This is a genomic window from Marinilactibacillus sp. 15R (genome assembly GCF_001895285.1).
Classification (GTDB): domain Bacteria; phylum Bacillota; class Bacilli; order Lactobacillales; family Carnobacteriaceae_A; genus Marinilactibacillus; species Marinilactibacillus piezotolerans.
Genome location: NZ_CP017761.1, coordinates 242,243 through 267,305 on the forward strand (window position 1 = coordinate 242,243; position 25,063 = coordinate 267,305).

Sequence of the window (25,063 nt, forward strand, 5' to 3'; positions counted from 1 at the left end):
TCCAGGAAGCGTCAGTTCAAGCGGTAAGAATCATTAAATTTAGCTAAGTGGTGAGTAGTTCACGTAGTGTATTTAATTTGATATTTCAAGAGAGAAGAAAGAAATTTACAAAATTCACTGTCAAACGCTCACTATCTACTTTAATTTGTCCCTTGCTTATCAGATGGCAATAGCCAGGATTCATCCAGATTTTTACTCAAACGATAAGCTTTCCCATGTACATCAACTGCTGCATGCCATTCTTTACAAAGTTCAAGTGGAACCATTTCTGCTAAATGATTGAATTCCCTGCGCATATGTTCCAAACTTTTATATTCTCCAAAGCCTAATCGTTTAAATAAGCGAATCGCATATTGATCTCCTATAAAGACTTTCCGCTCAAAGAGATATAGCATCATCGCATCTGCCGTTTCCGGACCTACCCCTTTGATTGACAGCAACTCGATTCTCAGTTCTTTGTTTGTATACTTATCAAATTTATCAAAACGTTCACCATGATCAATAAACCACTGCATCAGCGCTTTTATATACTGGCTTTTCTGTTTATAAAATCCTGCTGGTCGAATCAACGCTTGTAGTGTCTCTTCATCCATTTCATGTAACTGTCTAACAGTCAGATAGGGCTCCAAATTGAATAGTGCTTTATAAACATTCTGTTGAGTCGTCTGTTGAATCAAAATCATAGAGACCCAGTCTTTTATCCGATTCTCGTCGGACCACCAATTTTGAATGCCATAATGTGAAACCAGTTTATTCAAGACATGAATTTTTTCTCTATTAAGTTTTTCTTGGTTTATCTGCAAAATAATTGATCCTCAGTTCTATTTCATCGACTTTTATAACATCTCTTTTGCTAGCAAGCGGTACGTATTTAAGCGCTGCTCTTGAGAATGCGCAATACTACAGATCATAGCTTCTTGAAAACCATATACTTCAGCATCTTCTCTTAACTTGTCGGCGACTTCTTTAGCCGTTCCTACCAAATGAATCTGACGATTTCTTTGAATTCCTATTATTTCTTCTTCAGATAACTTGTAGTCTCTCGCCTGCTCTGGTGTTCTCAACTGACTCATCCTTCCTTGAGCAAGATGAATACGCGCGATATCTTGAGGTTTAGCTTGAAATTCAGCTTCTTCCTTAGTTTCTGCAACAGTAACTAAATACGCTACATTAATTTCTGGCTTTTCTAAAAATTCAGAAGGTTTAAAGTGGTACCGATATAATTCAAATATTTCTTTTCGCATAGCGTTTAACATGAAGAATTGTGCAAATGAATAGCCTATCCCTCTTTGCCCAGCTTCGATTGCACTATTTCCACTTGATCCTAGTAGCCAAGCTTCCGGTAAAGTTACTTTTCTTGGAGTCGCAATTGTATGTTTATATAATGTTTCTTCAGGTACTTCGTCTTTTATTAGCTTTAAAGCCACATCAAGTTTTTCATATAAATGATCAAAGTCAGGATTATTCCCTTGCGACAATGCATATATAGATCGCTGATCTCCACCAGGTGCACGTCCAACACCATAATCGATACGACCAGGTGCTAGTGCACTCAAGGTTTTGAATACTTCTGCCATCTTCAATGGAGAATAGTGCATCATCATTGTTCCGCCTGTTCCTAGACGAATGTTTTTTGTTTTTGCAGCAATATATGCGGTAATAATTTCTGGAGCGGAACTTGCAAAAGCATCACTACCATGATGCTCGGCCATCCACATACGATAATATCCTAATTCTTCAGTTACTTGTGCTAATTCTACCGCTTTTTCCAGAGCGCCTTGGGGAGAGTTTCCTCTCGTAATCGGTGCTTGATCTAATACACTTAATCTCATTATATATAACAACCTTCCCTTTTACTTACTTTTAGTATATCATTGTAAGACCTATTATTCATAATGAATTATCTAGGTTGTTTATTTAACCACTATCAAATGATATCTTTTACTACATTTCTTTCACAAAAAATGCTGCAATCATTTCCATTGTGGGAACTTTTACTAGATGAACTTCATCTTCTTCTACGAATGTAAGATTCAGATCCGGATTCTCTGCTACAAATTCTGCAGTATCTTCAAACGGAACAATTTCATCTTGATTACCATGCCAGAATAATACCGGTCTACCAGCTAATTTTTCTGGCTGTAGTGATAAATCATAACGTGGAACCCAGGCCAAAAGATTCTCATAATCATGTGGGTAAAAACGATCCAGTTGTTCTGCATGTCTAAAGATTCTTTCACGATAAGCAACTGGTTTGGGTGACCCCATTATACAAGCCGCGACTTTGATCTCTGGATGATTTGTCAATAAAGCACAAGTTGTGATTCCACCCATTGATACTCCACCAACCGCAATCCGATCATCCGCTAATCCACGTTCTTTAAAATGATTTACTATATATCCAAACTCAAATAGATTGGTCTGAATACTTTGCCAGAAAGTTAAAGAAGGAATCTTGGTTATCGGCTGTTTACGTTCTCCATGATTCGCTGCATCAGGAAGTAATACGCGAAAACCTGCTTCAGCTAATTTACGGCCTTGAGTAAGTACTAGTTCTTTAGAGGATTGCCAACCGTGATAATAGATAATCAAAGGCTGTATTTCATTTTTCTTCTCTTCACGAACCACTTCTAGTAGTGGAATGGTTCCCAATGTTCTTTTTCTTATCGTTAATTTCATTTATTATCACCTCAAAGATAAGATTACCTCAAATATCAGCACCTGAATAGATTAAAATCCTTAGATTTTTCTCACTTATAAAAAATAAACATTTAACAAGGTCTTTGAGTTGGCTTTCTTAAATATTTTTTACATAATAGAATTAAGGAGAGGATTTTAGTGAGAGAAGAAACATTATATTACAATGGAGAATGGCAGAAAGCTCAATCAACAGATTATACAGAAGTCATTAATCCAACTACAGAAGAAACAATGGGAAAAGTTGTGAATGCTAATCAAAAAGATGTAAATTCAGCTGTAGCCTCAGCCAAAACAGCCTTTACAGAATGGAATCAGACTAATCCTGAAACTAGAGCAAATTACATGGAAAAATTTTTAAATGGCATTAAAGATAGAAAACAGGATCTAATGGATATTATGATCAAAGAATTAGGAACGTCGGCTACATTCGCTGATCAGACCCAAGTTGGTCTTGCTGTAAAAGAAATGTCAGCGAGTATTGAAGAAATTCGAAAATATGATTTTGAAGAAACAATCGATAATGCGACGATCATCAAAGAAGGATTCGGAGTAGTAGCTTGTATTACACCATGGAATTATCCCCTCAATCAGATTCAGAGAAAAATTACACCTGCACTACTGGCAGGAAATACAGTAGTGGTAAAACCAGCAAACATGACACCTTTTACTGCCCTGCTATTAGCAGAAATTGCAGATGAGGCTGGATTGCCTAAAGGGGTATTTAATATTGTTACTGGTCCTGGTAGTGAAACCGGAGACTATTTAACAAGTCATCCAGATGTTTCTGTAATCTCGTTTACAGGATCTACAAAAGTTGGATCAAGCTTATATGAAAAAGCAAAAACAAATATCAAGAAACTTGTACTAGAATTAGGTGGGAAATCTCCAATGGTTTATTTAAAAGGCGGAGATCTAGAACTAGCTGTGAAAAATGCAGCCAATACTGTTCTGCATAACCAAGGACAAACTTGTTCCGCATTGACTCGTCTATTTGTACCAAAAGATGAACTTGAGCGAACAAAAGAAGTTCTGAAAGACTATTACAAAGATATCAAAGTCGGTGATCCAGCAGAAGAAGATACTATTGTAGGACCGCTAGTCTCCAAAGGCCAAATGGAAACTGTCTTAGGCTACATTGAAAAAGGAAAAGAAGAGGGCGCAGAAGTACTAATTGGTGGTAATAAAATGGACCGTAAAGGCTATTATGTTGAACCTACAGTATTTGTTAATGTAACAAATGATATGACGATTGCTCAAGAAGAAATTTTCGGACCTGTTCTTGTCGTCATCACGTATGATGATATTGAGGAAGCAATTGAATTAGCGAATGATTCAATATATGGATTATCCGGCGGAGTTGTTGGACCTGAAGAAGAAGCCGTTAAAGTAGCACGTCAGATCCGTACAGGAAACATTACAATAAACGATGCTGCCCGTTCTCCTAAAGCACCATTCGGAGGATATAAGCAATCTGGTTTCGGTAGAGAAAACGGTTTGTACGGCGTTGAAGATTACTTTGAATTCAAAGCGATTTTTAGATAAATTTAGACCAAATTAAATGACGCTAACTATTCGGAAGAGTTACTTACCGGTAGTTAGCGTTTTTATATTTTAATCATGTAAATTTGACAGGTTGCAAATTAATAGATTTATTTTATAACAACTTGGAATCTTTTATTACAGGACTTATGTAGTTAATTTTTACTAATTAAAAATATCTGTTTTTAAATCCCCCACGCTCTAATAACTTGTATTGACGCACTTCTTCCAGTTCTTGAAGAGATTGTCGATGTGATTCAAAAAAGGAACGAATGACTTCAAGGATATCTGCCAGTTCCTCTACAGCATTGCCGTCATTGGTCGCTTCTAAGTATTCTTTTACTTCTTCTTTTAATTTTATCTTTAGTTGATCTGCATACTCATCTTCATCAAGAATTCTGTATTTACAGTTTTCTCCATTATCTTCAATCATTTCTGGGATTTTGTCTCTTACAAGTTTATTGAATGTCTCCATTTACTTTCAACTCCTCTATATTTTATTCACTTTGTTTTTTCAGTATTAATTCTAGTAGTTTAATGTCTCTAAAATAATGCGTTTATCTATAATAAAAATCTCAACAGACAGTATAAAAATCGATATGATTTCTATACTATCTGTTGAAAAATTATCGTTCATTTATTTGTCGGCTTGCTTTTAACCAGCTGCCACATAATTAAGGTGTGACCAATCAGTAGCATTCAGATGACGAACTTGTTTTTCATCCATTTCAAACAAATGAGACACTTGTTCTTCAAGACGACTTGTATCTCTTGCGCTGAACGCAGCCATTTGAACAAAATCAAATACAGATTCGTGGAAAGCTCTTCTTCTGATATAATCTGCATCTGAAATGAGAAAGTAATCAGCCAGCACCATATCAGAGTAAATCATTTCTAATCGGTTCTCATCGTTTAACACTTTTAGTTCAAATACTAATTCTTTGGTTTCATGTTTTTGTTTTATTTTATTGAATAAGATTTTCATCGTTTGTTTACCAGGGGAGTGTTCCTCTGTCAGTAAAGTAATCACCTTTTTAGACATCTTAATCCCTCCATATTAACTTTATTTTGAAAACAGCTTTTCTGTTTTCATTAACAAATATGAGTTTACACCTTAGACCCCACTGTAAGTCAAGTATTTAGTTTTTACTAATTTTTCAAAAAATCTTCCGAGAACTTTTTATACGCTTTATCCTTAATCGGAATAATTATATTCTGGACTAATTTATACTATTAAAAGACCTATAAACGCTAGATTAATTCTAACGTTTATAGGCCTTTTGCAGTTCATATTTATTACTTAACTTTTCAAAATTAATTTTAGATCTTAAATCGTTCAACAAGTTTACTTAACTTTTCTGCTAGTTTGGCTAGCTCTTCTGAACTAGAAGATACTTCTTGCATTGTACTGGTTGTTTGCTGCGCAGTGGCTGAAGTTTGTTCAATACCGGCAGCAGACTGTTCAGAAAGTCCTGCAATTTCTTCTATGTTAGTGTTCATATTTGCAGTTGTTGATTTATTGTCAGCCAATCTATTAGAAATATCTTTGATCGCATTACCCATAGATTCAACTGAAGATGAAATTTTATTAAAGGTTTCTCCCGTCTGCTGAATTTGGATTGTGTCTTTTTCAACTTCTTCATATCCTGTTTCTAATTCAATAGCAACTTTCGAAGATTCACTTTGAATATTATTTACAATACGAGTAATATCTACCACTGATACAGACACTTGTTCTGCCAATTGTCTAATCTCATCTGCTACTACAGCAAATCCTTTCCCTTGTTCCCCGACTCTCGCCGCTTCAATAGCTGCATTAAGTGCTAAAAGGTTTGTTTGTTCAGCAACTGTTTCAATAACGCCTACTAACTTAGAGATTTCCCTAGACTTAACATCCAATTCTTTCACACCAAGAACTGAATTCTTCACAATACTATCAATCGACTTCATTTGCAAAACTGAATTAGACATCATTGATCTGCCATTTTTCGTCAGTGAGTAGACACCATTTGAAGTTTGATAGATTTTATCACTCTCTTTTGACGAGTCTTCGATTGTTTTAGCAAAATTCTGCATGTGTTCAGAAAATTTGCTGGTGTAATTCGCTTGTGCTTCTGATCCTGTAGCTAACTCCTGCATTGTAGCTGCAACTTGTTCTGCACCAACAACCACTTCGTTGGTTGATTGTGTTAATTCTTCACTTGAACTTAACACCTGCAGTTTTCATTTTTCAGATATTCTTTATAAAGCATTAATAATACCGACTTTCCTGAACGGCGCACACCAGTAATAACTTTAATAAAGTCAGAATCTTTAAACTTAATTAATTGATTTAAATACACTGGTCTCTGAAACACCTGACTTCCTCCTTCACTGTCAACTTATATTCATTTATTACTCTACATAAATTTGAAGCAAACTTCAAATTTACGTTAATTATATAATTAATTGAAGTTTATTTTAAACATAGTGCTTATAAAAATAAAAAAGATATCTCTCAAAAATAGAAAGATATCTTTCAGTTATACTTATATTTAATTATCCAAACTAAAATCTAGTTCTGGTCCTTTTGGTACGATGCCGTTCGGGTTGATTTGTTTGTGACTCCGGTAGTAATGTTTCTTGATATGATTGAAATCGACTGTTTTTTTGACACCCGGTTCATTGTACAGTTCCCTTGTATAACGCCAAAGATTTTTATAGTCGACGATTCTTCTGATATTACATTTGAAATGTCCGTGATAAGCACTATCAAAGCGAATCAACGTGGTAAACAAACGCCAGTCTGCTTCAGTGATCTGGTTCCCTACTAAAAATCGGCTTCCCTCTAACCGCTCTTCTATTTCATCTAAAGCATCAAATAGCTTGGTAACTTCTTTTTCATAAACTTCCTGGCTTGTTGCAAATCCTGCTTTGTAAACACCATTATTGATAGCCCCATAAACTTTTTCATTGATCTTATCGATCTCCGGTATCAAGTCTTCCGGAAGATAATTTCTGTCATTTGCACCTACTTCATCAAAAGCTGAATTCAGCATACGAATAATATCGGCTGATTCATTATTGACGATTTTGTCTTGTTTCAAGTCATATAACACTGGTACTGTAACATGTCCACTATATTCCGGATCAACTTTTTTATAGATTTCATACAAATAATCGGCATCCATAACCGGGTCAGGAACAACCCCTTCTTCTGGTTCAAAGGTCCATCCATGTTCCCCCATCAATGTATTAACCACAGATAGTGAGATCAGATCCTCTAATCCTTTTAAGCTGCGCATAATCAATGCACGGCTTGCCCAAGGACATGCTAAAGATACATATAAGTGATAACGATCTGGTTCTGCCTTAAAACCGCCTTCGCCAGTTGGTCCGGCACTCCCATCTTTTGTGATCCAGTTTCTAAACTGTGAATCTTGGCGAATAAATTCACCTTCCTCATTATTATAATCCCACTTGTCATACCACTTTCCTTTTACCAATATCCCCATAAGCGACTCCTTTCGATTCGAATATTAAATTCAAAGAATTGATTTCTATATCTAGTATAAATCTCGAAATCAAAATAAACAAATCACTTTGTTTGTCTCTACAGTGAACTTAAATTTCTAAAAGAGTCTTTAAACTATTTTTTCTAAAAAATAAGTCAAAACAGCGTAGTCTTCTGTTAATTCAGGATGATGAGCCGTCACTAGTACATTCCCTTGTTCGGCAGCTACAATTTTCTGATCTACTGTTGCGAGCACCTTGACTTTAGGCCCAACAGATTCAATATAAGGAGCACGAATAAATACTGCTTCTACTTTTCGGTCGATTCCTGAAAAATCAAGATAGGTTTCAAAACTGGCAATTTGTCTTCCAAATCCATTTCGTTCTACTTCCATCTCAATAAACCCTAGGCGCAGATCTTCTGTAGCATGACTTTTATCTGTACTGCATAAAATCAGTCCGGCACACGTTCCAAAGATAGCTTTTCCTTCTTGATAAAATGTTCTCAGTACGTCTTCCAGTCCTTGTTCACGAATCAAACGACCAATAGCTGTGGATTCTCCACCTGGAATAATCAGACCATCTAATCCAACAAAATCTTCCGCTGTTTTCACAGATACTGCCTTTACGCCTAAATTTCTTAAAGCAATAAGGTGTTCCGCAACTGCTCCCTGCAGATCCAATACGCCTACAACTTTATTCATTTTTATAACCCTCTATCCTGCATTCGCTCTTCTGATTGTAAGTGACTAATTTCGATTCCTTTCATTGGTTCCCCTAAATCTTTAGATAATTCAGCCAATAATTCGTAGTCTTCAAAATTAGTTGTTGCTTGAACAATAGCACGAGCAAATTTTTCTGGTGACTCAGATTTAAAAATACCTGAACCGACAAAGACACCATCTGCTCCAAGGCTCATCATCAATGCAGCATCAGCCGGAGTAGCCACACCCCCTGCAGCAAAATTAACCACAGGTAATGCCCCCAATTCTTTTACTTCTTTCACTAATTCATAGGGTGCCCCAATGTCTCTGGCAAATGTCATTAATTCATCATTTGATTTAGTAGATAGTACATTTATCTGACTATTTACTTTTCTCATATGGCGAACAGCTTCCACTATATTCCCAGTTCCTGGTTCGCCTTTTGTTCTCAGCATTGAAGCTCCTTCACCAATTCGTCTTAAAGCTTCTCCTAAATCTCGGCAGCCACAGACAAACGGCACTACGTATTCTGATTTCAGTAAATGATATCCTTCATCTGCCGGGGTCAGAACTTCACTTTCATCAATATAATCGACGCCCATTGCTTCCAGAATTCTTGCTTCAGAGATATGTCCAATACGCGCTTTTGCCATTACTGGAATACTAACTGCATTCATCACTTCTTCAACAATCGTAGGGTTAGCCATGCGTGCAACACCACCAGCTTTTCGTATATCAGATGGTACACGTTCCAGCGCCATAACCGCAACCGCTCCAGCAGCTTCTGCTATTCTAGCTTGTTCTGCATTTACCACGTCCATAATGACGCCGCCCTTTTGCATTTGTGCCATTCCACGTTTCACTCTTGAACTGCCAATTATTTTTTCACTCATTCTATTTCCTCCTAGATTATTCTCTAACATCTGTATTGATTGATAGTATACGCAAAAGAAAAAGAACAGGCTACATCCAATTGGACTATAATTTGACCATCCAATTTATGGTAGAATAGTTATGCACCTGAAAGGAGTTTGTCTTATGAACAAATGGATGATTAGCAAAGTCAGCAGTTTACCACTTTACCAGGAAATCATGTTATTGATAGAAGAAAAAATCAAATCAGGAGAATTAACGCCGGGAACTCGGATTCCTGCAGAGAGAAAACTGGCTGAAGAATTAGATGTAAATCGTTCTACAGTGATTCGTGCAATGGAGGAACTGACCGCCCAAGGAGTTCTGACTAGAAAAAAGGGCAGTGGAACATATGTCAATCCTGATAAGTGGGGACTTCAGACAAAACCTACCATCAACTGGGGAACTTCCCTGACGACTGATAATTTAAAAAGGAAAAGTATTTATCAACTAGCCGCTGATCAGTTGAAAGCAAAACATCCCGAAAAGATCATGGATTTATCTAACGGTTCTCTTCCTTCTGATTTATTGCCTGAACTTCATTCCCCCAGTCTATCCTGGAAAGAACTAGTTCAGCAGGAAAAAGAACAGACGCTTATTAATAATGGTATGTATACTTTACGAGAAAGTGTTCAGTTACATCTGCAAAACACCTATCAAATGACTATACCGTTAGAAGAAATATTAATAACTTCCGGTACACAAAATGCCTTATTTCTGATTACACAAGGATTGTTGAAACCTGGAGACGCTGTCGGAATTGAGGCTCCATCTTATTTTTATTCCCTTCGTTTATTTCAAGCAGCTGGTCTTCGCATCGCACCCATACCAATGGATAAAGAAGGAATGACCGTCAAAGGATTACAAGAAGCTTCGCTAAATCACCCTTTAAAGATGATTTTTCTAAATCCTATCTTTCAAAATCCCACAGGCTTAGTCATGAGTGCTAAAAGAAAAAAAGAAATCCTTGATTATTGTTTGATGAAACGTATTCCAATTGTAGAAGATGATGCCTATGGCGGACTGAGTTTTGCTGATTCCGTTGACAATACACCTCTTAAAAAGATGGATCAACGGCAGCAAGTCATCTATTTAGGAACTTTATCAAAATTAGCTGGACATCATTTGCGTATCGGCTGGATGGTTGGTCCTCAGACGGTCTTGAAAGAGCTGGCAGATATTCGAGTTCAAATTGATTCAGAATTGAGCTTCCTCCCTCAATTTATGGCTGACTACTTCTTACGAATCGAAATGAACAAACACCAGAAATATGTTCGCAGGCAATTAGCAGATAGAGCTCACAATCTAGAGAAATGGTTACGATCAGAGTTTGGAGAGGAGATAGAATTTCAATCGCCAAAAGGTGGATTTCATTTATATTGTCACTTCCCTAAAAAAACAAAAGCAGAAGTTGATGCAATTCTGATAGAGTTATTGCAAAAAGGGATAATCGTTTTAGAAGGAGAGAAATTCGGTGACCACAATAATGGATTCCGACTCAGCTTCAGTCATCTTAAAGAAAATTTATAAAAAAACTCGTACACTTCAGTACGAGTTTTTTTCTATTTAAATGATTATACTGTAAATTTTTCAACTACAAGATTCAATTCTTCTGCAAGTTTAGCAAGTTCCTCAGAACTAGATGAAACTTCTTGCATCGTGCTAGTCGTTTGCTGGGAAGAAGCTGAAGTCTGTTCTATTCCTGCAGCTGATTCTTCAGAAAGACTGGCAATTTCTCCTAATTTAGAATTCATTTGGAACGTAGTTGCTTTATTTTCCGTTAATTTCTCAGAAATCTCTTTTATAGCATTACCCATTGTATTGATTGAAGAAGAAATTTTATTGAATGTTTCTCCCATTTGTTGAATTTGAGACGTTCCTTTTTCAACTTCTGCATATCCAGTTTCTAAATTTGTAACTACTTTAGAAGATTCTGATTGAATGTCATTTACAATATCTGTAATATCTACAACTGACACAGATACTTGCTCAGCTAACTTTCTTATTTCATCTGCGACAACAGCAAAGCCTTTTCCTTGCTCTCCGACTCTGGCTGCTTCAATTGCAGCATTAAGAGCCAGAAGATTTGTCTGCTCAGCAATCTCTTCAATTACATTAACAAGTTTGGATATTTTATTTGATTTATTGTCTAGTTCTTTAACACCCGTTACTGAGTCTTTGACAATATCATCAATTGTGCGCATTTGCTGAACAGAGTTGTCCATTTTATCTTTACCATCTTCAGTTAACGAATGGACCTGATTTGAAGTTTTATAAACCTGATCACTTTGTCTTGAGGACTCTTCAATCGTTTTAGCGAAACCGTTCATACTGTCCGCCAAATCACTTGAGTAGCCTGCTTGAGTTTCAGATCCTGTTGCCAGTTCCTGCATAGTTACGGCAATCTGTTCAGCACCTGTCACAACTTCATTTGTAGATTGGGTTAATTCTTCACTTGAACTTAATACTCGCATCGTTGCATCGGATACAGCCTCAATCAATATTTTCAACTCATGTTGCATCTGTCTAGTTGTATTGACCAAAATGCCGATTTCATCTTTACGGTTAGTTTTCTTTATATCTTCGTTCAGATCGCCATGCGCGATTTTTGAAAGTTTCCCTGAAATATCTTTCAGTGGAGAACCAATAAGTCTTCCCATAAGTATCCCTATAGCGATTGCAAATACAGTTGCTATAACGCTGGCGATAATAATGATCCACCTAAGCGTTGAGAAAACATTTTGGTTGGTTTCATACTCGCTCAAAGCTAGATTATCTACTATATCAATCAACTCTGTTACATTGGTACTTGTAGCACTATATGATACCTCTGCATTTCTCAAACCTTCTAACGTTTCATCGTATAATTGAGCGGATAAAGTTTCGACATTTCCTCTAACATTTTCAGAGAAAATTTCCCAATTACTTTGTAGTTCCGTAAACTTTGCTTCTTCCTCTTCTCCCATATTTCTATTTTGATATTCTTCCAGAAGAATATCTATACGGTCAAGGTCCATTAAAGCTATCTTACCACTCGCAGGGTCTTCATAGGCCACTCCTGATGTCATCTGTACTCGAGTATTTTCTATTTTTTGAGCAATCTCAGTTAGGGTAATAGTAGGTTGTAGACGATCATTATATAAATCGCTGGACCCTTCATTAATAGTATGTAGTCCAAAGTAGGACAATGTACCTAAAAGTATAACAATAATAGCTAAAGTTAAATAAGAAATGATCAATTTTGCAGTGATTCTCACATTTTTCCCTCCGGTATCTCTTTTATAATTAATAATGATACTTAATTCCATGACGGCAACCTTACTATTATCGGTCATGGAACAAATACATTAATAGCAAAACCGACAGATAATGTGAAATCATTTTTTGTTATTGGATGTTATCTAGACATTTAGAAAATAATACAAAAAAGCTGCCCACTATAGAAAGCTATAAACGACTTCTTAAAATAACTTATATCAATCAATCAATATTATATAATGATAAAAATTTATAGATTTCACACTAATTGATCATGACGTAAATCAATCAAAAGATTTAAAGTCAAAGGAATTAGGCAAAGAAAGATGCTCTGCGCTCCAAATAGGTAGGTCAAAGCAATACCTGTTAAAACGCCTACATGATAGTAGAGCAATGTATACGTATAAAACAGTCCTTTTGTTTTACTTTCAGCTTTAGCTGTTATTTTATAATCCGTCCAGGCGCTAATGCATTGTCTTATATTTCCTGTTGAAAAGAGCGTTGGACTGACATATTTTCTTGTTCCATTAAACATTCCCCATTGAAAAGCCGTCAGCGCGAACAACGGAAGTAGGGCCAATAAGTCATTAGCACCATTAGGTATAAGCCCAATAGCACAAACACCTACTATTTCCACAAGTAAACAGATCTTGATCGACTGAAGCGTATATTTATCTTTAACATAAAATGATAGCATTAAGAATAAAATAAATAAAAATAGCGCTAAAGTTCTAAAAAGTATGTCAATTAGATTGAACGCACTGACATTAATAAAAAGTTGAATCAAATTAGCTGTCTGAGCAGATCCGAAATTCCCTCTTAACAGTAGTGCGTAGCTCCCGAAGAAACCGCCAAGCATACACATGGAGTAGTGGATATAGTTTTCATAACTCTGAACTTTCGTAATCGATATTTTCATTTAATAGATTCCCTCAAATCTGGTCGGTCTTGATTGAAATTTCTATTCACTTTCTTCATTCTCTATCAAAATTCTTACTACTTATTATTTGATGACTCTCGTCTCCCAAACATTAGCCGGAAAATATAATAGAAATAAAGATGAAGTGAGCGATAACAGCCTCAACTTCATCTATTAGATTCTTTTAATGAGCAGAAAAAAGCTCTTTTTCTATAAGAGTTGGATTAGCGCATCTTATTTTTATAATTGATCCATATATTCATCGTCATTTTTATGAATCTTTTCACTGTTTGCTTTATATATATCCAAGAACTGACGTAATACCAGCATACCATAAATAATAGCTACTATAGCAACAACAGCAAGTATAATCATTAGAATCTGCAAAATAAAGCTTGATAATAATGTTGCTTCCAACCATTGGAACGCTCCAGTCGGATCCATACCTATCGTATCGTTCATCATTATTTTCACCCACTTTCCACTAAATTAAGCGTAAAGAATATAGAAGGTGTAGTCAAATAGTAGACAAAACTTTATGACATCTAAAATTTAGTCACTTAATCCGAAAAGTAATTTTATATGAGATATACTCTTTCTTGGTAGCTGTTTAAAACCTGGACTTGTTTGTTCTATACTCTATTTATAGAAAGGAGTCCATGTTTATGGTAGAGATCAAAAAAATCCAAGTAGAAGAAACTTATCCTATTCGTCATCACATATTAAGACCACACCAGTCTTTTGATGCTTGCAAATATGAAACAGATCATCTGGAAACCACATTCCATATTGGCGCTTTTATAGAGAAGAAATTAGTATCAATCGCTTCCTTTTCAATAGAAGTCCATCCTGACTTGCCCGGATACCGCCATTACCGTTTAAGAGCTATGGCAACTCTTTTGGAATATCTCAGAAATCATATTGGCAAATCCATAGTGGTCTCAGCAGAGGCTGAATTGAAGAGTAAGCATATAGATTACCTGTGGGTGTAAAGGACGAACGAACGCGAAATCTTACTATGAACAGATCGGCTTCAAAGCTGTTGGAGAACCCTTTGATTACCCTGATTTAGGCCCGCATGTACTGATGGTCAAAGAACTGTAGTTTTTTCAAAATAACTTATAAGGATACTTCTTTTATCTTATTTTGACAAATAGAGATTGTGGGAGTTTCACTTTGGTTAAGTTTACCAGTATTCACATTTTCTATAAAAAGGCACTCCTTCGTTTGACTGAAGGAGCGCCTTTTTTGAAATTAAGTCACTTTAAAAACTATTCTTAATTTTCAAGTATTATTCTTACTATAATTGCTAACATATATCCTAGATAATTCATACTTTTGCTTGAATCGTGGAAACACTGCCTAATGGCAGGCACTATGATACTTTTATTGTTTCACCTGTTAAGTGATGAAAAAAGAACTCCATTCTGATATAGTAAAGGTGTCGAAACCAACCATAAGAAAAGGAGTTCTTCTAATGACTAGCTTACACAAAAAACAGATTAAATTCAATTCTAACATTACCATTTCGCATACAGGTGGACGCTTATCTAGTGATTCCGGTTTGGTCTTAGTTAAAGAACTAATGAATACCTTTGGTTTCTCTGATTTAGCTAAACGACTACTTCACTTAAAAGAAAATCGTGCTTACTTCATACATGATAATCTAGCAATTTTTGAGCAGCTTATTATGCAGCTAACGGCTGGTTATTCGACAGACTCTTCGGCTAATATATTAAGACATGATCCAGTATTTCAAGTTATTCTAGGTAGAAATCAGTTAGCCTCGCAATCGTCGCTTTCGCGATTTCTAGACCGTTTTTCAGAAGAGAACTTAGATCAGTTACAGTCATTAAATCAATCATTAATTGATAAAGCGCGTCTGATTCGTAATGATACCGAGTTGATCATTGATATTGATTCAACACACTCAGATACCTTTGGAAATCAAGAACAAACCGATTATAATGCCCACTATCAAACTTATGGATATCATCCTCTAGTTGCCTTTGATGGACTGACTGGAGATTTCTTAAAAGCTGAACTACGTTCAGGAAATCAATACACATCTAAAGGTGTAAAAGCTTTCATAGAACCTTTACTGCAGCATTATAATCACTCCTTACCGAATACCGACATACTCGTTCGTGGAGATAGTGGATTTGCAACACCAGAGGTGTATGAAGCTTGTGAAGCCAACAATAGCCACTATGTTATTCGTTTAAAGAACAATAAAAAAGTGAGTCAACTAGCTGAAAAATCAGTTCTATATGGTGAAAATCAGAAATGGGAAGAGAGAGAAGTGCAGTACTTTTCAGTACCTTATCAAGCTAAGTCATGGTCAAAACCTCGTCGTCTCTGCATTCGTTCTGTTCGAGAAGGAGGAGAACTCCTTTTTCAGCATACATTTATTGTGACAAACCTATCAAAAAATGTATCCCCTGAAGTCATATTCTCTCTTTATGCCAAACGTGGAACGATGGAAAACTTTATCAAAGAAGCGAAAGCAGGATTTTATTTTGATAAAACCGATAGTCCACGCTTCTTAGAAAATCATGTAAGGATGTTAATGAGTTTACTCGCTTATAACCTCATCAACTTTTTAAAGACGATTGGGTTTGATGAACGAGATAAAGGTCTGACTGTTCAATCCATACGACTGAAATTACTTAAAGTAGCCGGGAAACTTGTCCAAACAGGTAGGCAAGTCTATCTTAAACTGTCTAGTTATCACGTTTATCATAAAGAATTCTATGCTGTCTTCGACCGCCTGAGGCGGTCCCATTCATGGGTATAAACTAAGCGGATACTATTTATTTAAGAGAAAAGTTCCAAGGGATAAGTGTGCCCAAAATTATACAAAAGTAATTTTTGGGCACTTACAAAAATGAAAAGAGTCTTTAAAAAGATTGTTTTGGGCAAAAGTTATCAAAATAAATAAAGCGAGAATGATTTTTTTAAGAGATTTACTTAAAATACAGAGTTATGAATTATTCAGGTATATAGTTTTTTATAAAAAATAAATCTAGGTAAATAATCCTTTTATATATTCATAAACTTGTTCATCCGAAAAAAATTGCAGGACATTTTCATCTTGTATTTCCATATTATTTACATTATAAAATATAGCTTTCCAGTCATTTTTCAAACTACTGCGTATATCACTTTCATAGTGATCACCAATATATAATATTTCATTACCATTTAATTTAAGTCTATCTTCTATTACATCAAAAATTTTTTTGTTAGGTTTGGCTACTCCTAACTTCTCTGAAATAAAAAAACTATCGTGCTGAATATATTTATTTATACCCAGATTATGCAATTTTTTTAACTGTGTCTTTTCAGGACCATTTGTTAATATAAATAATTGAACATTTACAGTTTTTAAATAATCGATTAATTTTTTCATTCCAGGTCTAATTTTTATCTGATCTCTAAAATGAAGACATACACTATTGAAAATGAGTGCTTGCTCATTACTTAGTTCCCATCCCAGTTCCTTATAAGTGTCTATAACCCGATCTGTTTTATAATCCAATTCCCCTTTTATTCCTTTAACAAAATTTTGAAATTCTATGAGCGATTTCCGCTGAAATACTTGATTAAATTCTTCAAAAGAAGTTTTAGTTGAAAGAATATTTCTTTCCATAATAGTGTATGCTTTTTCATAAACTTGATTTCTATCATATAATGTATCATCTAAATCTAACCCTACTGCCTTAATCATTTTATTCCACCTTACCTTATAAATCTGTTTAATCTTTTTCTATAAGAAAATATATCGCAAATTTCAAGTTTAAGTTAGCCACCTGTTAAACATTTATTTCATGTGCTATTTTACGATTATCAACTCATATAGTGAGGGCTTGATAATGAGCTGAGGCATGATAGTCTTCTGACAAGCTGGCTTCAGCCAGCTTCACAGCTTTCAAGTCTTGCCGAAGGAGGCTCGTTGTCAAGTCCTCGCGGCTTAAGCAGCCTGACGTTCTGAACGAAGCGCATTGACGAAGCACTCGTGCGGTGTTCTGTAATCTAAGATTTTTCTAGGGTAATCATTCATCCATTGTTGTATACGCATGCATTGTGCTTCTGAGACCCGGGCGATAGGCTTCCCTTTGGGAATGAAACGACGGATAAATTTATGCTGGTTCTCGCTTGTTCCTCGTTCAAACGATGCATAGGGATGACTGAAATAGACGTCTAAAGCCTCCTTTAAAGCCTCATGAAGTCCTGCAAACTCAGAACCGTTATCTGACGTTATCGTTTTAAATAGTGTAGAAAATGCATGTCCTGATCGTCTTTGAAGGTCACGAATCGCCTGATCAACTGATTCTTGGTCTTTTCCATTCACTTTTAGGATGATTTCAAATCGGGTCTGTCGTTCAGCCAAAGTGAGCAGTACAGCATCGGTCTTTTCTTTATTCCCTACAACGGTATCGATTTCCCAGTGACCAAATGTTTCGCGAGTATCAATTTCTTTTGGTCTACTGTCAATCGAGGGGCCAAGAACACGTTTATTCGGTCGGTTCTGTTGAGTAGAAACCTTTGGTTTGCGAGATAGCTTCTCCAGCAAATCAATGTTTTTTGTTCTCATAATCCCTTTGTCTATCCAGCCGTAAAGCGTTGTGGTACAGGGGATAATGGAAGCATCGAACAAGTCATGTTTCTTAGCAAAACCGATCACAGTATCAGGGGACCATTTATCATCCAGCAATTTCTCGTCAGCCCATTCTATGAAAGCATCCGTATCCGCCCATTTTGGTCGTCGGCCACAGTTCAATCGATGTTTATCATAGGTGGCTTGAGCAGCATTGGCATCATATACTTTGATGTAGTAATCATAAATCTTACCATTTTGCTTTTGACGTTTGAGCTGAGTGATTTCCCCACGATGGATTTCGTTATTAATGGTCTGAGCAGCACACCCGATGATCTCAGCAATGCGTCTATTGGAGTAATTTTCTTTCCTCAACACAGCTATTTGAGCTCTCTCTGCATATGATAGGTGTTTTCCTTTACGTGATAATGTGTTATTGTTAGATTGCGTCATGTGAATTCATCCTGTCTATTGAGAGTTAGTGGTAACTTCAATATAACATGAAATTCACATGGCGTTTTTTTATTAGCCTAGGTGGCTAACTTCATTATAAAATCCAGCATAAGAAAATATATTAACTATTTTTTAAAATAAATTTTTCGATGGCATATTGAACACCATCTTCATCGTTACTTAGAGTTACATAATCTACACTGTTTAGTACTTCTGGAACTGAATTCTTCATACCAATAGATACACCGGCAATTTTTATCATAGGTAAATCATTTAATCCATCCCCAATAACCACGATATCTTTTTCATCAATTTTAAGCTGTTTCGCTAATGATAATATAGAACTTCCTTTATCAATCCCTTGAGGCAGAAATTCAATTAAATAAGGTTGTGAGAAAACAATACTAAATTGACGAAAGAACTGTTGTGGAATCATATTTGTTACTTCTTTCATTCTTTCAGGTTGGAAAAACAACAATACTTTCGCGATAATATCCAAATTCTTAATATTCTCTAATTTAATTTCTTTCATTTCCATTTTGTTTAAACCAGCATCATATTTCATTAAATTGGTTGTTTTTTCAGCGGTAGTATAAAATTCTTTAGAATCTAATACCGCCACATCTACGTTTATTCTTTTAGCAAACTGTTGAATTTCCATAAACTCAAGTAAATTCAAACTATAACTTTTTGTAGTATTCATTTTGGGATCTACAATAATGCTTCCATTTAAACCAATAATATATAGATTTTGCTTGATTTTCTCTGGAATCATGTTTATGACTCCTTTTAATGGTCTGCCTGTTGTTAAAACTAGATGAAAATCTTTTTTAGTATCTAATTTTTCCAAGAAATTAAGTTGTTTATTAGTAATATAATTTTGAGAATTCAAAAGTGTTCCGTCCATATCAATTGCTATTAATTTCATATACCCTCCTAATGTAAAAAGAATGAAGGAAAATAATTCTTCCTTCATTCTAATTCAATTATTTTATTCGAAACCTTCGTCAGCTTTACCTTTATTCCAAATTTCATTATGGCTTACCAAATCATTAATATCTCCAATTTTATATCCTTTAGAATAAAATCCATCAAGGATACCAAGTTTTTGAAAAATTGTTTGCTTATACGCAATTTCTGCATTCCATTCTACGGTATCAATAATCTGCAGAGCTTTATTTAGTGCTTCAACTCCATCTAATCCTGGTGTGAGAACTAAAACTCCGTGGCTATCTAATAAATATTCTTTAGGTAATCTTGAATCTTGCTCTAATTCACCTTTAACGATCGCTGCTAATTCAGGTGTAGTATTTGGCTCGAAATCAAGTACTTTGATATACTCAACTTTTTGTGTAGCTTCAGTAAGATTTGGCATATCTAAATGACTGGTTGCCCAAAACATAGCATTTGGGGCATGGGCATGGAATACACATTTAATTTCAGGATTTGTTTCATAACAAGCAAAATGCATATTAATTTCTCTTGTAACTTCTCCTTCACCAGCCACCTTTTCTCTCGTTTCTAAATCAACAACTAATACCTGAGATGCACTCAATACACCGTGATAAGTTTCAGACATCATAGATGGTGTCATAATAATGTAATCTTTTCCATTTTCATCTGTCGTCTTAAATGAGAAGTTTCCTCCTGCTGTATTAGTATTTTTTCGATAATAAGTTAACTCTACCGCTTTTGCTAAACTTTTTCTTTCATCTTCGAATAAAATTCTGCCTTTTGTCATCTAAATGATACCTCCAATTATTTTGCTTTCGATTTGTACAAAGCATTGTAAACTTGTTTAGAACTTTCCCTTTTCGCATCTTGCTTTTTATCATATTCTTGAAAAAGATCAGAATAACCTTTTCGGTATACTAAGAATGCTATAATTATAGTTAGTACATTATATAAAAAATTATTTGTATTTAACCCAACTAAGAATAAGCCACATGCAATCATCAATAATAAAATCCATATTATTCTATTATTTTTCATTAATAGCTTCATACCTTTCTGAAGGAATCTTTTCAGCATTCATAACTTTATAAAGCCATACAAACAATGCTATAAAAATTGCTGCTCCTCCAATAGCTAACCAATTCCCTTTAAAAGCCTCTGCAAACATAATTCTGAATTCAGGAGCTTCGATAGTAGACCACGTAATTAAGCCACCCTCATCAACTTCTACAGCACCTGTTGTATTTGCTAATCCTGTAAGAATAGGTGCAAAGTAAGTTGCACTATAAAGATAAAGTGGTGTAAATAGGACCCCTAAAATTAACATTCTGTATAGGTTTCCTCCTGTTAAGAGTAATCCACCAACTGCAATTGAATAGTTTAATACGCCAGCAATAGGTAATACAATGTTTCCGGGTAAAAACAAGGAGAATCCAATGAACACAGGAACTATCAATATTAATGTAACCCATATTTCAGAACGGCCGGCTAGTACTGGCCAATCCATGCCGATGAAAACCTCTCTATCTTTAAATCTTTTCTTCATAAATTCACTCATTGCATCAGCTAATGGTGATAGTGATTGCATAAACAATTTACTTATCATTGGGAATAAAGTCATGGCAGTACCCACTTGAATTGCTAAATTCAATGATCCTGAAAGTCCATAAGCTCCAGCAAAGCCTAGTAATAATCCTATCAAAAATCCCATGACTGAATTTTCAGAAAAGATACCAATCTTTTTACGTAGAGCATCTGTATTCGCCTTTTTATTTAAAAACGGTACTTTATCCATTAATTTATTGATTGGCAACATCAAAACTGCTGAAAGAATCATAGGATGAGTTACTGTTACTAAAGGAATATTAGTTAAATCTTCAATATGTTTTTGGAACATATCTCCTAACTTCAACTCTACAATAACTTGAATCCCTGCTACTAAAAATCCTGCCCAAAGTTGTCCACTTACAAAATAAACTAAGTAAGCAGTTAAAGCTTTTCCCCAGACATTCCACATGTCAACGTTAAGTGTCTTCGTCCAGTTTAAAGTCAGCATAATAATATTGATGACAATCTGTATAGCAAAAAATACAAATGCATAAACCCAAGACCAGGTAATACTTGCCGCACCTGTCCAACCCAAGTCTAATGCTGGTAGCGAAATACCCGTATTTAAGGCAAGTGCTTCAGAAGCTGGTGCTACTGCATTTGACATAAACTCGATTACAAGGTTCATGCCTGTAAAAGCTACACCTAAGGTTAATGCAGAGATAAATGCTCTTTTAAGTGGCATTTTTGCGATAATACCTATAATAAAAATAATAATTGGAACAAATACTGCAGATCCTAGATTAAGGACCCATTGTATAGTACTTTCAAAAGCTCCCATTTTTTCCCACTTCCTTCTCTATTTTTTAGTAACTTCTACAATTTTTTCATACGTATCTTCTAAACCCATTCCGGTTAAGAAAGGAATACCCGGGAAAACAGATACTCCTAGTTTTTCGGCTTGATCTAAAACTTCTTGATCTGGCTTTGCAATATATACATAAATACTTGCACTTGGTAATTCATTTGTAATAGATTTATAATCCACTGCTTCTACTGGATAATCAATGTTGTCATTTTCAAATTTATTTTTAATTTTTTCAGCTATCGTTGTACTCGTTGCTACTCCACTACCGCATGCTACAATTAATTTTTTTGCCATTTTAAGTACCTCTTTCTATATATTAGTTTTTATTAATTCGTACATATCTTTCTCATCATCAATAGATTTTAGACTTTTTATGAAATTTTCATTCATAAAAAGTTCCATTAATTTTGATAATAGTCCTACTTGCTTATTTGGTTCTTTAATTCCTAAAAAGAAAAAATAATTACATTCTAATTCCGTATTATCTCCCATTTGGAGCATTTGAATGGGTCTATTATTTCGAGCAATATAAATAAATGGTTCTTTAATATATTCTGGATCCGAATGGGGTAGCGCAATATTTAAAGATTGGGTCGCTAAACCTGTTGGATACTTAGCTTCTCTATCGATAATACCTTCTAGATACCCCTCAGTAACATAATTTTTCCTATATAAATCCTCACCTACATTCTGAAACAATTCTTTTTGGTTCTTTCCATCTAAATGAATGTTCACAAGATCTGGGATTACCATGTTGTTATACATAACCAAAACCTCCTTTTTTGTTAATATTTTTTCTTTATAGTGTTATTATACTAACATTCTAGTTTTTGTCAACGCTTTCCATAACATTTTTTCAAAGGTATAATCCTTTATTTTACTAGCTTTATAAAAATATCATTTATTTTCTTTCAAAAAAATATGATATTTTTCACATCTTTTGTTATAATACAAACATATAATGTTAATCTATATAGTAGAAGGAGTGAATTAGTTGTTATGAAGAATGAACGACAAAAAAAAATAATCTCCATTTTGGAGGTAAATGAATATTGTTCAATCAGTGAACTGGCTAAAACATTGAATATTTCTGAGATGACTATTCGACGTGATATCAATGAATTGGAAAAAGAAAAATTATTATTTAAAGAACAAGGGGGGGCTCGAAGAAGAAACAGAGTATTATCTACTGATGAAAAAATTAATAAGCATATTGAAGAAAAAGAATATATAGGGACAGTCATGAATAGTATTATCCATGACAATGATGTGATTTTCATTGGTGCTGGTACAACTGTCTATCATGCAATAAAATCTATTGATAAATTGTATAAATCAATTATTACAAATAGTCTTTTTACTTTTAACTGGTTAGTACAAAATAAATTTGATAATATTTTTTTAACTGGCGGAGAACTTTATCAGCGTACTAGTGAATTTGTCGGGTTACATGCTGAATCTTTTTTTGATAATTTAAATATTGATATAGCATTTTTATCTACGAATGGAATATATAATGAAAATGTTACAACTTCGAACCCCTCATTAGGTCGTTTACAAGTTAAAGTAATGAATGCTTCTAAAAAAAATATATTGATTGCTGACAGTTCAAAATTTGATTATTCTGACATGTACACTTTCACTACATTAGACAAAATAGATAGCGTTATTACGGATAATAAAATATCTGATGAGAAATTTGAATATTACAGCAAATATACAAAAATGATAAATAGGAGGATAGACTCATGATTTTAACTATTACTCTTAATCCTTCTATGGATTATATATATCATATTGATCATTTTAATCTCGGAAAACAAAATAGATTCAATACTCCTACAAAAATGCCCGGTGGAAAAGGAATAAATGCTTCTCGTACGATCGCCTCTTTAAATACAGAGGTACTAGCTTTTATTTTTCTTGGGGGGACTAACGGGAAAATAATTTACAAAGAATTACAAAAAGAAAAATTTTCTAATTACCATATCAAAATTGAAGAAGAATCCAGAAACGCCATAACTATTATGCATGATAATGAAACTCATACCGAAATTGTTGAAAAAGGGCCTTTAATATCTGAAGAGAAAAAAATAGAGACTTTTAATTCTATTCTTGAAATTATTAGCGCAAATCATATCAACATTGTCAGCGTTAATGGTTCAGTAAACAGTGAAAATGAATTTTTTTATAATGAATTGTTAGAAGTTCTTAGAACAAAGATTAATCATGAAATAATTATTTTAATGGACGTTTCAAAAGAAAAATTAAAAAATATTGTAAATAAAAGTAAATATCGACCAGATTTTATTAAACCTAATCTCTTCGAATTTGGGGAGCTTTATGATAAAGAAATTACAGAAAAATCTGAAGTTATAGAGATGCTTAAACTGCATAATATAGATATCCCCTATGTATTAGTATCGTGTGGAGGAGATGGAGCAGTAGCAAAAATGAAAAACAAAATTTATGATGTAAGTATCCCAAGCATTCAGCTAGTTAATCCTACTGGTTCTGGAGATGCTACTGTAGGTGGAGTCGCTTACTCATTTGAGAATCACTTTAGTGACGAAGAAATTCTTAGACAAGCTATGGCTTGTGGTGTAGCAAATGCAATGGAATCGGGTGTCGGAGTTGTTTCGCAAGAAAATGTGAATGCTATTTCTAAGCAAATAACGATCAAAGAAGTACATTCTTTTTAAAAATCTATGACTAATTAAATAAAAAACATTGATATAATGCTTGCCTATAAATATCAATGTTTTTTATTATATATTCTCTTTTCCAATTTGATTCTGTTTCATTCCAACCTTAAACTTACTAATATATATAATTTATATTTTTTCTTTAAAAATTTTTAGGACATTAGAGGTTCTTCCTAATATATCTTCCCTTTTAGAATGCCAAAAACAAACAAAGAAATCGCATATAATTTTATCAAAAAAATCCCAGTCTAAACCTATGAAATTGTTTCAAAATAATCATTAATAAATTATGGTTAAAAGCTATAAAAATTGTAAAGAACAGTTATAAAATGTAGGAAAATGACAATGTAAAATTGTTGGTTTTCCTACATTTTTTATATACTCTTCTTATCCCCTATAGAATTGGAGTGG

26 protein-coding genes are annotated in these 25,063 nt (G+C 34.5%); 6 read left to right on the forward strand and 20 right to left on the reverse strand.

The features are described 5' to 3' along the window. Positions 1-140: 140 nt before the first annotated feature. The 3 genes from BKP56_RS01080 to BKP56_RS01090 form a co-directional block, all read right to left on the reverse strand. On the reverse strand, positions 141-803 hold the full coding sequence (locus BKP56_RS01080) for an endonuclease III domain-containing protein (RefSeq protein ID WP_425434179.1): 663 nt from the start codon (positions 801-803) through the stop codon (positions 141-143). Between the two features lie 33 nt (positions 804-836). Further along, positions 837-1,832: an LLM class flavin-dependent oxidoreductase gene (locus BKP56_RS01085; protein WP_072693344.1), complete on the reverse strand. Its 996-nt coding sequence runs from the start codon at positions 1,830-1,832 to the stop codon at positions 837-839. A gap of 112 nt (positions 1,833-1,944) precedes the next feature. Further along, complete coding sequence (locus tag BKP56_RS01090; protein ID WP_072693345.1) at positions 1,945-2,679, reverse strand: alpha/beta fold hydrolase; 735 nt, start codon at positions 2,677-2,679, stop codon at positions 1,945-1,947. 159 nt (positions 2,680-2,838) lie between these two features. Between BKP56_RS01090 and BKP56_RS01095 the strand changes: the two genes are divergently transcribed. Then, a complete protein-coding gene (locus tag BKP56_RS01095) occupies positions 2,839-4,242 on the forward strand; it encodes an aldehyde dehydrogenase family protein (RefSeq protein WP_072693346.1) in 1,404 nt (467 codons plus the stop codon). Positions 4,243-4,408: 166 nt separating this feature from the next. Here the strand turns inward: BKP56_RS01095 and BKP56_RS01100 are convergent, their stop codons facing one another. From BKP56_RS01100 to pdxS, 6 genes are all read right to left on the reverse strand, one after another. Further along, positions 4,409-4,714 carry a nucleoside triphosphate pyrophosphohydrolase gene (locus BKP56_RS01100; RefSeq protein WP_072693347.1) on the reverse strand — a complete coding sequence of 102 codons (306 nt, stop codon included), beginning with the start codon at positions 4,712-4,714 and terminating at the stop codon, positions 4,409-4,411. A gap of 180 nt (positions 4,715-4,894) precedes the next feature. Then, a complete protein-coding gene (locus BKP56_RS01105) occupies positions 4,895-5,281 on the reverse strand; it encodes a hypothetical protein (protein ID WP_072693348.1) in 387 nt (128 codons plus the stop codon). Between the two features lie 278 nt (positions 5,282-5,559). Beyond that, positions 5,560-6,453 carry a methyl-accepting chemotaxis protein gene (locus BKP56_RS01110; protein WP_072693349.1) on the reverse strand — a complete coding sequence of 298 codons (894 nt, stop codon included), beginning with the start codon at positions 6,451-6,453 and terminating at the stop codon, positions 5,560-5,562. 320 nt (positions 6,454-6,773) lie between these two features. Continuing rightward, entirely contained in the window at positions 6,774-7,733 is a 960-nt protein-coding gene (locus tag BKP56_RS01115) for a glutathione S-transferase family protein (RefSeq protein WP_072693350.1), read from the reverse strand. Positions 7,734-7,862: 129 nt separating this feature from the next. Continuing rightward, positions 7,863-8,435 (reverse strand): pyridoxal 5'-phosphate synthase glutaminase subunit PdxT, encoded by a 573-nt coding sequence (pdxT, locus tag BKP56_RS01120; protein ID WP_072693351.1) that lies wholly within the window; start codon positions 8,433-8,435, stop codon positions 7,863-7,865. Between the two features lie 2 nt (positions 8,436-8,437). Next, on the reverse strand, positions 8,438-9,328 hold the full coding sequence (gene pdxS, locus BKP56_RS01125) for a pyridoxal 5'-phosphate synthase lyase subunit PdxS (RefSeq protein ID WP_072693352.1): 891 nt from the start codon (positions 9,326-9,328) through the stop codon (positions 8,438-8,440). A 145-nt stretch (positions 9,329-9,473) separates the two neighbouring features. Between pdxS and BKP56_RS01130 the strand changes: the two genes are divergently transcribed. Then, positions 9,474-10,877, forward strand: a complete 1,404-nt coding sequence (locus BKP56_RS01130) for an aminotransferase-like domain-containing protein (protein WP_072693353.1) — start codon at positions 9,474-9,476, stop codon at positions 10,875-10,877. 44 nt (positions 10,878-10,921) lie between these two features. Here BKP56_RS01130 and BKP56_RS01135 read toward each other — a convergent pair whose 3' ends face one another. The 3 genes from BKP56_RS01135 to BKP56_RS01145 all read right to left on the reverse strand — a co-directional run bounded on the left by BKP56_RS01135 (position 10,922) and on the right by BKP56_RS01145 (position 13,986). Then, complete coding sequence (locus tag BKP56_RS01135; RefSeq protein WP_083540429.1) at positions 10,922-12,682, reverse strand: methyl-accepting chemotaxis protein; 1,761 nt, start codon at positions 12,680-12,682, stop codon at positions 10,922-10,924. A 182-nt stretch (positions 12,683-12,864) separates the two neighbouring features. Continuing rightward, a complete protein-coding gene (locus tag BKP56_RS01140; protein ID WP_072693354.1) occupies positions 12,865-13,524 on the reverse strand; it encodes a DUF1275 family protein in 660 nt (219 codons plus the stop codon). A 240-nt stretch (positions 13,525-13,764) separates the two neighbouring features. Continuing rightward, the gene (locus BKP56_RS01145) at positions 13,765-13,986 is read right to left on the reverse strand and encodes a hypothetical protein (RefSeq protein ID WP_156849194.1); all 222 of its coding nucleotides are present in this window, start codon (positions 13,984-13,986) and stop codon (positions 13,765-13,767) included. A 203-nt stretch (positions 13,987-14,189) separates the two neighbouring features. Between BKP56_RS01145 and BKP56_RS01150 the strand changes: the two genes are divergently transcribed. Both BKP56_RS01150 and BKP56_RS01155 read left to right on the forward strand, forming a co-directional pair. Further along, positions 14,190-14,516 (forward strand): hypothetical protein, encoded by a 327-nt coding sequence (locus BKP56_RS01150; protein WP_198033963.1) that lies wholly within the window; start codon positions 14,190-14,192, stop codon positions 14,514-14,516. Between the two features lie 485 nt (positions 14,517-15,001). Next, positions 15,002-16,321 carry an IS1380 family transposase gene (locus tag BKP56_RS01155; RefSeq protein ID WP_072693356.1) on the forward strand — a complete coding sequence of 440 codons (1,320 nt, stop codon included), beginning with the start codon at positions 15,002-15,004 and terminating at the stop codon, positions 16,319-16,321. Between the two features lie 228 nt (positions 16,322-16,549). Here the strand turns inward: BKP56_RS01155 and BKP56_RS01160 are convergent, their stop codons facing one another. The 8 genes from BKP56_RS01160 to BKP56_RS01195 all read right to left on the reverse strand — a co-directional run bounded on the left by BKP56_RS01160 (position 16,550) and on the right by BKP56_RS01195 (position 22,712). Next, the gene (locus tag BKP56_RS01160; RefSeq protein WP_072693357.1) at positions 16,550-17,254 is read right to left on the reverse strand and encodes an HAD family hydrolase; all 705 of its coding nucleotides are present in this window, start codon (positions 17,252-17,254) and stop codon (positions 16,550-16,552) included. A gap of 243 nt (positions 17,255-17,497) precedes the next feature. Further along, complete coding sequence (locus BKP56_RS01165) at positions 17,498-18,577, reverse strand: IS30 family transposase (RefSeq protein WP_072693358.1); 1,080 nt, start codon at positions 18,575-18,577, stop codon at positions 17,498-17,500. Between the two features lie 121 nt (positions 18,578-18,698). Next, the gene (locus BKP56_RS01170; RefSeq protein ID WP_072693359.1) at positions 18,699-19,505 is read right to left on the reverse strand and encodes a Cof-type HAD-IIB family hydrolase; all 807 of its coding nucleotides are present in this window, start codon (positions 19,503-19,505) and stop codon (positions 18,699-18,701) included. A 63-nt stretch (positions 19,506-19,568) separates the two neighbouring features. Next, complete coding sequence (locus tag BKP56_RS01175; protein ID WP_072693360.1) at positions 19,569-20,318, reverse strand: class II aldolase/adducin family protein; 750 nt, start codon at positions 20,316-20,318, stop codon at positions 19,569-19,571. Between the two features lie 17 nt (positions 20,319-20,335). Further along, positions 20,336-20,569, reverse strand: coding sequence for a hypothetical protein (locus BKP56_RS01180; RefSeq protein WP_072693361.1), 234 nt, complete (start codon positions 20,567-20,569; stop codon positions 20,336-20,338). Then, the gene (locus BKP56_RS01185) at positions 20,559-21,920 is read right to left on the reverse strand and encodes a PTS galactitol transporter subunit IIC (RefSeq protein WP_072693362.1); all 1,362 of its coding nucleotides are present in this window, start codon (positions 21,918-21,920) and stop codon (positions 20,559-20,561) included. The genes BKP56_RS01180 and BKP56_RS01185 overlap by 11 nt, the downstream gene beginning before the upstream one ends. 18 nt (positions 21,921-21,938) lie before the next feature. Continuing rightward, positions 21,939-22,241 (reverse strand): PTS sugar transporter subunit IIB, encoded by a 303-nt coding sequence (locus tag BKP56_RS01190; RefSeq protein ID WP_072693363.1) that lies wholly within the window; start codon positions 22,239-22,241, stop codon positions 21,939-21,941. 15 nt (positions 22,242-22,256) lie between these two features. Further along, positions 22,257-22,712, reverse strand: a complete 456-nt coding sequence (locus BKP56_RS01195) for a PTS sugar transporter subunit IIA (protein ID WP_072693364.1) — start codon at positions 22,710-22,712, stop codon at positions 22,257-22,259. 234 nt (positions 22,713-22,946) lie between these two features. Here BKP56_RS01195 and BKP56_RS01200 point away from each other — a divergent pair, with 234 nt between their 5' ends. Both BKP56_RS01200 and BKP56_RS01205 read left to right on the forward strand, forming a co-directional pair. Continuing rightward, positions 22,947-23,699 carry a DeoR/GlpR family DNA-binding transcription regulator gene (locus tag BKP56_RS01200; protein ID WP_072693365.1) on the forward strand — a complete coding sequence of 251 codons (753 nt, stop codon included), beginning with the start codon at positions 22,947-22,949 and terminating at the stop codon, positions 23,697-23,699. After that, positions 23,696-24,649, forward strand: a complete 954-nt coding sequence (locus tag BKP56_RS01205; RefSeq protein WP_072693366.1) for a 1-phosphofructokinase family hexose kinase — start codon at positions 23,696-23,698, stop codon at positions 24,647-24,649. The genes BKP56_RS01200 and BKP56_RS01205 overlap by 4 nt, the downstream gene beginning before the upstream one ends. The last annotated feature ends 414 nt before the right edge of the window (positions 24,650-25,063 follow it).